At 69.6% G+C, this 12,103-nt stretch carries 11 protein-coding genes; 5 read left to right on the top strand and 6 right to left on the bottom strand.

Annotation, left to right across the window (positions count from 1 at the left end; genetic code table 11):
• Window positions 1-191 precede the first annotated feature (191 nt).
• Entirely contained in the window at window positions 192-614 is a 423-nt protein-coding gene (locus AC156L_RS04100) for a hypothetical protein (RefSeq protein WP_330883641.1), read from the bottom strand.
• Between AC156L_RS04100 and AC156L_RS04095 the strand changes: the two genes are divergently transcribed.
• The 5 genes from AC156L_RS04095 (at window position 607) to phoH2 (ending at window position 6,041) form a co-directional block, all read left to right on the top strand.
• A complete protein-coding gene (locus tag AC156L_RS04095) occupies window positions 607-837 on the top strand; it encodes an LPXTG cell wall anchor domain-containing protein (RefSeq protein WP_330883639.1) in 231 nt (76 codons plus the stop codon). The genes AC156L_RS04100 and AC156L_RS04095 overlap by 8 nt on opposite strands.
• 415 nt (window positions 838-1,252) lie before the next feature.
• Window positions 1,253-1,639 (top strand): hypothetical protein, encoded by a 387-nt coding sequence (locus AC156L_RS04090; RefSeq protein WP_330883637.1) that lies wholly within the window; start codon window positions 1,253-1,255, stop codon window positions 1,637-1,639.
• A gap of 378 nt (window positions 1,640-2,017) precedes the next feature.
• A complete protein-coding gene (locus tag AC156L_RS04085; protein ID WP_330883635.1) occupies window positions 2,018-2,980 on the top strand; it encodes a lysyl oxidase family protein in 963 nt (320 codons plus the stop codon).
• Window positions 2,981-3,054: 74 nt separating this feature from the next.
• Window positions 3,055-4,293 (top strand): DUF885 domain-containing protein, encoded by a 1,239-nt coding sequence (locus AC156L_RS04080; protein ID WP_330883633.1) that lies wholly within the window; start codon window positions 3,055-3,057, stop codon window positions 4,291-4,293.
• Between the two features lie 458 nt (window positions 4,294-4,751).
• Window positions 4,752-6,041 (top strand): RNA 5'-3' helicase PhoH2, encoded by a 1,290-nt coding sequence (phoH2, locus tag AC156L_RS04075; protein WP_330883770.1) that lies wholly within the window; start codon window positions 4,752-4,754, stop codon window positions 6,039-6,041.
• 64 nt (window positions 6,042-6,105) lie between these two features.
• On the opposite strand, the gene AC156L_RS04070 is transcribed toward phoH2, so the two are convergent.
• The 5 genes from AC156L_RS04070 to AC156L_RS04050 form a co-directional block, all read right to left on the bottom strand.
• On the bottom strand, window positions 6,106-6,450 hold the full coding sequence (locus tag AC156L_RS04070) for a hypothetical protein (RefSeq protein ID WP_330883631.1): 345 nt from the start codon (window positions 6,448-6,450) through the stop codon (window positions 6,106-6,108).
• Between the two features lie 96 nt (window positions 6,451-6,546).
• Entirely contained in the window at window positions 6,547-7,464 is a 918-nt protein-coding gene (locus tag AC156L_RS04065; protein WP_330883629.1) for a hypothetical protein, read from the bottom strand.
• A gap of 126 nt (window positions 7,465-7,590) precedes the next feature.
• The gene (locus tag AC156L_RS04060) at window positions 7,591-8,376 is read right to left on the bottom strand and encodes an ABC transporter permease (protein WP_330883627.1); all 786 of its coding nucleotides are present in this window, start codon (window positions 8,374-8,376) and stop codon (window positions 7,591-7,593) included.
• Complete coding sequence (locus AC156L_RS04055) at window positions 8,373-9,332, bottom strand: ABC transporter ATP-binding protein (RefSeq protein WP_330883625.1); 960 nt, start codon at window positions 9,330-9,332, stop codon at window positions 8,373-8,375. Before AC156L_RS04055 ends, AC156L_RS04060 begins: the two co-directional genes overlap by 4 nt.
• A gap of 59 nt (window positions 9,333-9,391) precedes the next feature.
• On the bottom strand, window positions 9,392-10,831 hold the full coding sequence (locus AC156L_RS04050; protein WP_330883623.1) for a GuaB1 family IMP dehydrogenase-related protein: 1,440 nt from the start codon (window positions 10,829-10,831) through the stop codon (window positions 9,392-9,394).
• Window positions 10,832-12,103: the final 1,272 nt, after the last annotated feature.

Here is a 12,103-nt window from a genome sequence, read left to right as displayed (position 1 = left end):
CTGGAACGAGTTTTACACTCGAATCGGTGGCTTTGCCGGTAAATGACTGCGACGAACGGGTTCAATTGCCATTCTAATCTCATGCCTGCTGGGAAACTGCGTACAATGCTCAGGTTTGTTCAACTGACGAGTGCCGTTCTGGCGATCGTCGTCGTCGGGTCCACCACCGGGTTCGCGGAGTCGTCCGGCGGTCAGCCGCAACCCCCGGCCACCGAGCGAGGGGTCGAGCACTGCGACTCGCAGCCCTCCTGGCACCCGGAGTGCGGTACCGGCGACTGGTACCCCAACCCCCCGGTCCACACGCCGCCCCCGCACTCGAACTGGGAGCACGGCGAGACCACGACCCCGGAGTGCCCGCCCGGCCACTCGCCGCTGGAGCACGGGGAACCGCAGTGCGAGACGACGACCACGTCGCCGAGCACCACGACCACGACCACCAGCACGACGACGTCGTCGAGCACGACCACCACCACGCCGAGCACGACCACCACCACCCCCAGCACCACCACGACCACGCCCAGCACGACCACCACCACGCCGACCTCGACGACGACCACCACGTCGGGGACGACGAGCAGCACCACGTCGAGCACGACGACCCCGAGCGTGGTCACCGACAGCTCGTCGAGCAGCACCTCCACCACCCCGACCCACGTCACCTCCACCACCCACCAGGGCGGTCGCTGGCACGGGGGCTCGGGTGACCGGGTCGCCGCTGGGCCGGACCGCCTGGCCCACACGGGTGCGCCCGGTGGCTGGCTGGCCCTCGTGGGCCTGCTGCTGCTCCTGGGCGGCAGCACGCTGATGCTGATGTTCCGGACCCGCAAGAACGCCTGATCCGGTCGCGGGGCCCGCGGTGGACCACCGCGGGCCCCGCGTTTCGGGGAACGACCGCGCGGCCGGCTCCGGAATCGCTGTGACGATTCCTCACAACCGTGTTCCGATTCGCTGGAAAGCGAAGGTCGTGGCCGGACGAACAGTGCTTTCCAGTTCTGATGTCAAATTCGAGCGAGCCGCCGATCTGCCGTCTGTGGCGCTGGTCTCGATCTTGTTCCCGTTCTCGCCTGCCTTCACTCGATTAGGTGGTACACGATCGGGGTCATGGGGTGGAAAGTGGACCATGGGCCCTGTACGTTCGCCATCACGGCCTTGTCCCCGACAGCCGTTTCCCACGAGTCATGGCGGCCAGCGGGTTAGTCGTGGGCCTCAGTGATTTATTCGTTAGCGAACCAACCACTTAAGGATTTATCCAGTGCTCAAGAAGATGGCTTCCGTTGTTGCCGCCACTGCGGCTGGCATGGTCATGCTCGGTGGAATGGCCAACGCCACGACCGGCGTCCCGGCCGAGGAGCACCACGACGACATCGTGGGCAACGGCCACAGCGTCGACCAGAGTGACTTCGCCCAGGTGGGCCTGGTCAACCTGAACAACACCCAGGTGCTGGAGAACGTGAACGCCGTCGCAGGCATCTGCGACAACAACATCAACGTGCTCGGCGTGCAGGTGCCGATCGAGGACGTCGCGAACGGCCTCGACGTGCCGGTCCTCTCCCCTGGCTCCAACGAGGCCGAGAGCGTCTCGCCCGACATCTGCAGCACCGGTGGCGTCATCACCGGTGGCACCGGCCAGAGCAACTGATCGCAGACTGAGCAGTCGCCATCCCCCCGGCGGCCTCGGATCTGACTCTCTTGCAGCGCTTGCCAAGCCGTGGTGCGGGGCCCGATCGTCCGGGTCCCGCACCACAGCTCTGCGGGGGGCGGAACGTCCACGCCGGTCGACGGCGTGAAGGCCGTTCGCCGACCACGCACGGGTCGGCCAACGGCGGTGCGGCACCCGGCGCGTCCGGGGCGCCGCCGGACCGGGCGTGATCCTCCCGGCGAGACCGGGAGTCGGGCCACCCCGGTGGAAGTCCTTCCGCGGCAACCGAAGGACGTCACCCACGACGGGCGCTGGTCCCGCTGCGGTGTGGCGCGCCGCGGCCCACGTCGTCACACCAGTCGAGGAAGCGGAGCGCGGATGCTGTCGGACAGCAAGCCCAAGAGGGTCGTCGTCGCCGCGTTGGCGTTCGCGGCGCTGATCACGACACCCGCCGCGCGCGCGGACGACAGCCGTCTGCTGCCGGACCTGCGCCAGGCGCCCGTGGGGTGCCCCGGCGGTTTCAGCGGCGACCCGAGCACGTGCCGCGACTGGGACGTGTGCATGGTCCTGGACGCGTCCAACCCGAGCGGTTCGTGCGCGAGCTTCGGCCCGGCCCAGGCCGTGCGGCTCCGCTTCACCAGCTCCGAGGACAACGTCGGCGACGGCCCGCTGCTGATCTTCGGCCACCGCGACGACACCGAGCAGCCCACCATGGCCGTGCGCCAGGCGTTCCAGACCAGGGGCTCGGACGTCCTGCCGGACTCCTTCGCCGCGGCCCAGCACGCCACCACGAACTCGATGTACTACGAGCCCGCCCGGTCCCACCAGCACTGGCACCTGATGGACTTCGAGCGCTTCCAGCTCCGCAACCCCGCCGGTGACGTCCTCGTCGCGGACCGCAAGAACGGGTTCTGCCTGGGCGACCGCTACCGGACGCACGACGCGGGCAGCCTGCCCGGCACGCCGACCGGGACCACCAGTCCGACGGCGAAGCTGGCCACCTTCCTGCGCGGCAACATGTGCAAGCACCACGAGGTCGACGCCCTGGACGTCGTCGAGGGGATCTCGGTCGGCAGCGGCGACGACTACCGCCTGGACGTCGACTTCCAGTGGCTCGACATCACCGCCGTGCCCTCGGGCGTCTACGACGTGGTCAACACCGTCAACGACGACCGCAGGCTGGTCGAGAAGGACTACGGCAACAACACGTCGTCGATCGCCGTCTCGATCCAGTGGCCCTCGGGGGCCGCCTCCGCTCCGTCGCTGATCACCAGGCCGCCCAAGGTCTCCCTGATCCGCAGCTGTCCCGGCCAGGCGCGGTGCGCCGCACCGCCCCGCTGAACCGGTCGGCCCGCCCCGGTCCTCGGCCCGGCGGATTGTCCTGTTCGCGCTGGTCCTCCTAGGCTCCCCTGCTCATGGACGTCAACCAGCTGGTGCGCGAGTACCAGGTGCTCGGGCTGAGACTCGGCCGCCTGTCGCCGGGCCTCGTGGACTCCTTCACCGGGGACCAGGGGCTGCGTCGCCAGGTGGACGACGAACCGAGGCCGCACCCGACCGCGCTGGCCGCCCGCGCGGGCCTGCTGCGCCGTGAACTGGTCGGCAGCGAACTGGCCGAGCCGCGTCGCCGGTTCCTCGACGCGCACCTGGTCGCGCTGGAGTGCACCGCGCGGAAGCTCGCGGGGGTCCGCATCGGCTACGTCGACGAGGTGGCCGCCTACTTCCAGGTGCGGATCCGGCCGGGCAACGAGGACACCTACCGCGCCGCCCACGCCCAACTGGACGACCTGCTGCCGGGGCCGGGCAGCCTGGCCTACCGGCTCGCGGAGTTCCGCTCCCTCGACGAGGTGCCGCTCAAGCGGCTGGACGGCGCCGTGCACGCCCTGTCCAGCGCCCTGCGCGACCTGGCCCGCGAGCGCTTCGGCCTCCCGGACGGCGAGGTCGTCGAGTACCGGATCGTGCGCGACAAGCCGTGGAGCGGCTTCAACTACTACCTGGGCGGACTCAGGTCCGTCGTGGCGATCAACGCCGACCTCGGGCACCGCATGTCGAACCTGCCGCACCTGGTCGCGCACGAGTCCTACCCCGGCCACCACACCGAGCACTGCCGCAAGGACGTCGGCCTGGTCGGCCGCCGGGGCTTCGCCGAGCAGTCGATCTTCCTGATCAACACCCCCCAGTGCCTGATGGCCGAGGGCATGGCCGACCTCGGCCTGCACGCGCTCGTCGGCCACGGCTGGGGGGCGTGGACCGAGGAGATCATGCGCGACCTCGGCCTGCGGATGGAGGGCCCGCTGGCGGAACGCGTCGAGGCGGCCACGTCCGGGCTCGCCGCGGTCCGGCAGGACGCCGCCCTGATGCTGCACGACCAGCGCGCCGACCAGGCCGACGTGATCGCCTACCTGTGCCGCTGGCTGCTCGTCCCGGAGCGCAGGGCGCGGCAGATGGTGCGCTTCCTGGCCGACCCGCTGTGGCGCGCGTACACGACCACCTACGTCGAAGGGGTGCGGCTCGTCAGGGCGTACCTGGACGCCAGGGCGCCGGGCGTGTCGCTTGCGGACAGATACCTGACCGTCCTCGATGAACCTCTGGTGCCGGAGATGTTGCGGGAAGAAGTCGAGACAGGGGTGTCCTGGCTGCCCCGTGACTCCGCGTGATCATGGGGCTGATGTGACAGAACGTGCCCTGAGCTGCGCGAACGCCACATCTGCTGGGCCAAGTGGAGTCCGTTTCGGCCGCCTGATGACCCACTGCGGCGGCGGATGACCGTTCGGCGAGCAGAAGAGGAATTCACGAATCACCTGTGTGGCTCCCTGCACAGGGAGCACTTTCGAAGGTAACTTTCGAACTGGCGGGACGCGACCACTGCGGACCGCGCAGGGAGGCCCTGATCGTGGCAACTGGCGCGAGGGGGCCGGCACCCGGCTCTCGCGGTCGGCTCGCCTGAAGGTAGGCGGTCGATCGATCGGGGTTGGTGCCTGGCCCAGCGAGGAACGGACGCGGGTGCCGCGTTCGTGAGGGAGTTGCCGTGAACGCACGACGACCCGCGAGCCGTTCCTCAGGCTCACCGCGCACTACTTCTCCGGACAGCGACGCACCCACCACCCGCACGTTCGTGGTGGACACGTCCGTCCTCCTCTCCGACCCGATGGCGACCACGAGGTTCGCGGAGCACGAGGTCGTGCTCCCGCTCGTGGTGATCAGCGAGCTGGAGGGGAAGCGGAACCACCCCGAGCTGGGCTGGTTCGCCCGAGAAGCGCTGCGACTGCTCGACGACCTCCGTTTGCGGCATGGTCGCCTGGACTCCCCGGTGCCGATTGGCGATGTCGGTGGAACCCTGCACGTCGAGCTCAACCACACCGATCCGGAGGTGTTGCCCGCCGGTTTCCGCACCGACTCCAACGACGCCCGCATCCTCGCGTGCGCGCTGAACCTGGCTGCCGAGGGACGTTCCGTCACCCTGGTCACCAAGGACATGCCGCTGCGCGTCAAGGCGGGGGCCTGCGGCCTCGTCGCGGACGAGTACCGAGCTCACGACGTCACCCTGTCCGGCTACAACGGCATGTCGGACGTGGACGTCGACCAGACCGTCGTGGACGCGCTCTACCGGGACAACACCATCGACCCGGCGCTGCACGACCTGGCCGACGTGGCGGAACTGCCCTGCCACAGCGGCCTGCGCCTGCTCGCGGGGTCGTCGAGCGCGCTCGCCCGCGTCACGCCGGACAAGCAGATCAGGCTGGTCAGGGGTGATCGCGAGGCGTTCGGCGTGCACGGCCGGTCCGCCGAGCAGCGCATCGCCCTCGACCTGCTGCTGGACCCCGACGTCGGCATCGTCTCGCTGGGCGGACGAGCCGGGACGGGGAAGTCGGCACTCGCGCTGTGCGCGGGCCTGGAGGCGGTGATGGAGCGCAGGCACCACCGCAAGGTCGTGGTGTTCCGCCCGCTCTACGCCGTCGGCGGTCAGGACCTGGGCTACCTGCCCGGTTCCGAGAGCGAGAAGATGCAGCCCTGGGCGCAGGCGGTGTTCGACACCCTCGGCGCGCTGGTCAGCCAGGACGTGGTCGAGGAGGTCATGGACCGCGGGATGCTGGAGGTCCTGCCGCTGACCCACATCCGCGGCCGGTCGCTGCACGACTCGTACGTGATCGTCGACGAGGCGCAGTCGTTGGAGCGCAACGTCCTGCTGACCGTGCTGTCGAGGCTGGGCACGAACTCGCGGGTGGTCCTCACCCACGACGTGGCGCAGCGCGACAACCTGCGCGTCGGCAGGCACGACGGCGTGGCCGCCGTGATCGAGAAGCTCAAGGGGCACCCGCTGTTCGCCCACGTCACGCTGACCCGGTCCGAGCGGTCGCCGATCGCCGCGCTGGTCACCGAGATGTTGGAGGACTACTCGAGCTAGTGGCGTGACGGAGGAGGGGGCGTCCGCACCGGTGGGCGCCCCCTCCTCCGCGTTCGGCCGATCGTCAGCCGCCCAGCTCGCGTTCCACCGAGGTGAGGACCTCGGGTTCCAGGGTGGGTTTGCCCGATTCGAGCAGCCACCGCTCGAGGTCCCGGTTCGGGTCCGCGGCGTACTCGGTCGTCTCGCCCCTGGTCTTCTGCACGACCCCCTTCTGCACGAGGACGACCTCGTCGCCCGCTCGCACGATGAAGCCCCGGTAGCCCAGGTTGTTCGCCACCTGCCCCGAGGTCGCCGCCGGGAGGCCGTCCACCCTCTCCCGGAAGGTGGACGCCTGCGCGTCCGGCAGCGACCACGTCGGGTTGGGCCTGCCGGAGAAGACGTCGAGTTCGACCTCGGTTTTCTCAGGCACGGTCCTGCCCTCCCCGGACGGTGTCGAAGCGCAAGCCGAGGCGAGGAGCACGAGAAGTGTTCCTGCCATGAATCGGCGTGTGTCGATTGAATTCTCCTATGCCACTAACGCGGTGCTGTTGTTCTGGTAGAAGTACCCGCAAAAATTGGTGTAGTTGCCGCGGCAGATGTTGTTCGGCGCGTATCCCGTGCCGTTCTCCTGGTAGATCGCGTGACCGCAGTCGTCGGTGTACTTCGCCGGGGTGCCGCCCGGCTTGTGGCCCCACCACCAGTTCGGGCCGCCGGTCACCAGGCGGTAGAAGTGGTAGTCGACGTTGGGCCAGATCACCATCGCGATCGTCAGCGTGTTCGTCTGGCAGCCGTCCTGCCACCCGTCCGCCCGCAGCCCGTCGGTGCAGCCGCCGCACGTGATGGACGTCGCGGGCCGCCCGCCACGCCTGCCGGGCAGCGCGTAGCGCACGCCCGCCAGGTGGTTGCTGGCGAAGCAGTAGCAGTTGTTGCGCGTCACGTTCTCCGGCTGGTTGAACAGGTCGGCGTTGGCGCTGAAGTAGTTCGATCCGCAGGCCCACCAGGTCGCGCCCCTGGTGGAGGACCCTTCGCCGCCCCCCTCGGGACTGTCCGGGTTCTCCTCGTCGTCCTGCTTCTCGCGGCCGCCGAACCCGGTCGCGGGCTGGGTCGGGTCGACCGTCCTGCTGTCGACCCGCGCGATCCCCTGCGTCGCGGCCTCCTGGAGCACGTCGGTCACGCCGCTGTCGCGGTAGCTCTCCGCGGTGCCGAGGAGCCACTGGGCGGCGGGCTCTGTCGCGGGCTTGCTGCCCACGCGGAACTCCTGGGGCAGCGACAGCGACCGCTCGTCGCCGTCGGTCTTGACCGTGCGGATGATCAGGCCGCGGTAGCCGAGGCTGAACTGCTCGTCGGCCGTGGCGGCGGGTGAGAGTTGGGAGGGGTCGGCCGCGACGCGTTCGAGCAGTTCGCGTTCGTGGGCTTCGGAAAGGATCCAGGTGGGATTGGGCATTCCGGATAAGATGTCGAGTTCGACTTCGAGCACGATGACACCCCCGTGTGGCACGTGTTGTTCCCCGATGAGGGCTCAATATATACCCGGAGTGCCGTGAAATGAACGAGGACTTTTGCCCCCTTTTTAGTCCAATGCGCGACGCATAAAACCCTTCATGCCGAGCGCGCCGAAGCCGACGATGGACGCCACGATCACCAGCAGGCACACGCCGAGGGGGATGTGCGGCACGTCGGGCGCCAGCACGGCCCTCATGCCCTCGCTGACGTAGGTGAGCGGGTTCAGCGCGCACACCACCTGGAACCAGCGGGTCTGGTCCAGCGCCTGCCACGGGAACTGCGAGGAGCCGGTGAACAGCAGCGGCGTGAGGATGACCGCGAACATGATGTTGATCCGGCGCGGCGGGACGGACGTGCCGATGACCATGCCGACCGCGGCGCCCGCGAGCGAGCCGAGGCAGATCACCAGGAACGCCATCGGCAGCCCGGCCACCGGCCACGTGACGTCGAGCAGCAGGAACCCGATCGGCACCATCAGGATCGCGGCGAGGAGGCCGCGCAGCCCGCCGAACACCATCTTCTCGACCGCGACCAGCGGGATCGGGATGGGCGCGAGCAGCCGGTCCTCGATCTCGCGGGTCCACGAGAAGTCCAGCACCAGCGGCAGCGTCGTGTTCTGGAGCGCGCCGAGGAAGCCGTTCATGGCGACGATGCCGGGCAGCAGCACGGCGGCGAAGTCGCCCTGCACGAACCCGATGTCGCCGAGGACCTTGCCGAAGATGAAGAGGATGAAGAACGGCTGGATCAGCACCTGCGCGAGGAAGCTGGGCATCTCGCTGCCGGTGACGAACACGTCGCGCCACAGGATCGCGCGGAACGTGCGGATCGAGACCGACGCCGGGGTCGCGCTCATCGGAGTTCCCTGCCCGTCATCTGGATGAACACGTCTTCGAGGCTCGGTTTGCCGATCGCGAGGTCGCTGACCTCGACGCCCAGCTCCTCCAGCGTGCGCAGCACGAGCGGCAGCGCGACGGCGGCGGTCGCGTCGGCGTAGACGCGGAACGTGCTGCTGCCCGCCACGTCCTCGACCCGCACGACGGCGTCGAGACCGCTCAGCGCGGCCGTGACCACGGCGGGGTCGGTCCCGAGCGGGTTGGTGGTGACGCTGATGGTGGTGCTGCCGGGCAGCGACGACGTCAGCTTCTCCGGGCTGTCGAGCGCGAGCAGCTTCCCGTGGTCGACGATGCCGACCCGGTCGCACAGCTTCGCGGCCTCGTCCATGTCGTGCGTGGTCAGCACGATCGTCACGCCCTCCTGCTGGAGCGCCGCCACCCGGTCGTGCACGAACAGCCGGGCCTGCGGGTCGAGGCCCGTCGACGGCTCGTCCAGGAACAGCACCCTCGGCCGGTGCATCAGCGCCCGCGCGATCATCAGCCGCTGCGCCTGCCCGCCGGAGAGCGTGTCGACCAGCGCCTTCGCGTGGTCCTCCAGGCCCATCTTGGCCAGGATCTCGTCGGCCAGCCGCACCCGCTCGGCCCGCCCGATGCCGTGGTAGGCCGCGTGGAACAGCAGGTTCTGCCGGGCGTTCAGCGTCCGGTCCAGGTTGTTGCGCTGCGGTACGACGGCCAGCAGCTGCCGTGCGCGCTGCGAGTCGGCGTTCACGTCCACACCGCACACCAGGGCGCGACCCGAGGTGAGCCGCACCCTGGTGGTGAGCACGCCGACGGTCGTCGTCTTGCCCGCACCGTTCGGTCCGAGGAGACCGAACACCTCGCCGGGCGGCACCGTGAAACTCAATCCGTCCACAGCGGGCTTCTGACCCGACCTGTAGACCTTCACGAGGTCCGAGACCTCTACCGCTTCGTCCACGCCGCACAGCGTAAGCGCGGCCGCACTTCTTCTTTCAGCACCTGAACATTGTTCGGTTTTTACCAACCGCCGGGCAGGGGACGCCCTTCCGCGAAGCCCGCGGCCGACTGGACGCCCAGCACGGCGCGCTCGTGGAACGCCTCCAGGTCCTCCGCGCCCGCGTACGTGCACGACGACCGCACGCCGGACGTGATGGCGTCCAACAGGTCCTCGACGCTGGGCCGAACCGGGTCCAGCCACATCCGCGACGTCGAGATGCCCTCCTCGAACAGCCCCTTGCGGGCCCGGTCGAACGCGTTGTCGGTGCGGGTGCGCGCGCTGACGGCCCGCTTCGACGCCATGCCGAACGACTCCTTGTAGAGCCTGCCGGACTCGTCGCTGCGCAGGTCGCCCGGCGACTCGTACGTCCCCGCGAACCACGAGCCGACCATCACGCTCGACGCGCCGGCCGCCAGCGCCAGCGCCACGTCGCGCGGGTGCCGCACGCCGCCGTCCGCCCACACGTGCTTGCCGAGCCTCCGAGCCTCCGCCGCGCACTCCGCGACGGCCGAGAACTGCGGCCTCCCCACACCGGTCATCATCCGGGTGGTGCACATCGCGCCGGGGCCGACACCGACCTTGATGATGTCCGCACCCGCTTCCACCAGGTCGCGGACACCTTCGGCGGTGACCACGTTGCCCGCCACGACCGGGACCGCCGGGTCGTGCCTGCGGACCGCCTGGAGCGCGGTGAGCATCTTCTCCTGGTGGCCGTGGGCGGTGTCGACGACCAGCGTGTCCACGCCCGCCTTGAGCAGTTCGGCCGCCTTCGCGCCCACGTCCCCGTTCACGCCGACCGCCGCCGCGACCCGCAGCTGACCCCGCTCGTCCAGCGCGGGCTTGTAGACCTCGGCCCGGAGCGCGCCCAGGGCGGTGAGTACGCCTGCCAGGACCCCGTTCTCGTCCACACCGAGGGCCACCCGCTGGGTCCGGCCGTTCAGGTGGTCGAAGACGTCGCGGGGTGCGGTGTCCAGGGGGAGGGTGAGGACGTGCTCGTCCGCCACCTCGGACAGGCGGGTGAAGCGGTCGACGCCCGAGCACGCCGCCTCGTCCACGACACCCACCGGCCTGCCGGCGTGGTCGAGGACGACCACCGCGCCGTGGGCGCGCTTGTGGATCAGGTTGAGGGCGTCGGCCACGGAGTCGTCCGGACTGAGGACGAGCGGCGTGTCCCAGACCGGGTGCCGGTCCTTCACCCACGCGACGATGCCCGCCACGACGTCCGGCGCCACGTCCTGGGGGAGGACCACGAGGCCGCCGCGCCTGGCCATGGTCTCCGCCATGCGCCTGCCCGCCACGGCGGTCATGTTCGCCACGACCACCGGGATGGTCGCGCCGGTGTTGTCGGAGGTGGAGAGGTCGACGCCGAACCTGGATTCCACGGCCGAACGGCCCGGTACCAGGAAGACGTCGTCGTAGGTCAGGTCGTAGCTGGGGCGATGCCCTTCGATGAACCGCACGAGGACTGAATGCTACGCGGGAAGTGGGGGTTTTGCCGGGGGTTGGAGGTGAGGGGGTGGGTGGTGGGGGTGGTTGCGGTTGTAGGCGTGGTTGGTGCGGGTGCGGGTGCGGGTGCGGTGCGGGTGCGGGTGCGGGTGCGGTGCGGGGGCGGTGGGGGTGCGGTGGCGGTGGCGGGTGAGTGCGGTGGCGGGTGTGGGTGACAGGTGAGGACCCCGCGGGGTGGCGGGTGTGAGTGCGGTGGCGGGTGTGAGTGCGGTGGCGGGTGTGGGTGGGTGCCGGGTGTGGGTGGGTGGTTGGCCTGGAGTCGCTGTCGTCGGGGTGGGGTTGGGCCGCCGTTGTCGGGTGCCGGAGTCGGGTTGGGTGGGTGTGGCGGTTGGTGACCGTTGTGGGTGGGTGGGCTCAAGTCGCTGTTGTCGGTGCCGGGTTGGGCTGCTGGTGTCGGGAGCGGGGCGGACCGGGTTGGGGTGTTGTGTCGGGTTGGTCAGGTGGGTCTCCCTCACCCCGCTCGCGCGATTGTCTCGATCGTTGATCTTGGTTTGTCAAGGCGGGAAAGATGCCTTGACAAACCAAGATCAACGAGGAGGGCGCTTCGGATCGGGGTGAGGGAGGGTCTGCTCGGTACACGTGGGAGCGGGTTGGGTGCTTTCGTGTGAGGAGCGGGCAAGTTGGGTCCTGGGTAGGGGAGCGAGTTGGCGGTCGGGCGATGACGGCGGGTGACCGCTCTGCCGAACCTGCGACGGCTCCGGTTGGTCACGGCGCTTTCTGGAGCGATGAGCCGCTGGATTCCGTTGGCCGCGTGAAGGCTGATCACCTGGGTCGTGTGCGTCGGTTCGGATGTCGCTGGTTGCCTGGGGGCGGTGCGGTCCGGATGCTTCCGGTCGTTGGAGAACCGGACGTCGCTGGTTGGCTGGGTGCGGCGGTCGGGCGGCGGTGGCTGGCTGAACTCGGTGGGTCACCAAGGCTTGGTTGATCACCAAGGCTTGGTCGGTCGGCTAGCCGGGTTCGATCGGCCGGGCCTGGTCGCCCCGCCGGGTTTCGGCGGTTGCCTGGGGTCCGTTGGTTGGCTGGGCTGCGGCGGTTGACTGAATTCGGTCGGTTACTTGGGCCCGGGTCAGTCGGCCAGCCGGGCTCGATCGGCCCGGCCCGGCCTGGTCGGTCGGTGGGGTTTCGGCGGTTGGCTGGGCTGGGTCGGTTACCTGGGCTTGGTCGATTGCCTGGGCCCCGATGGTCGGCTGGACTTGGTCGGTGGTTGGGTGGCTGGGTGGCTGCGG

The organism is Umezawaea sp., from assembly GCF_057122925.1.
This window is presented reverse-complemented; position numbering and strand designations above follow the sequence as displayed.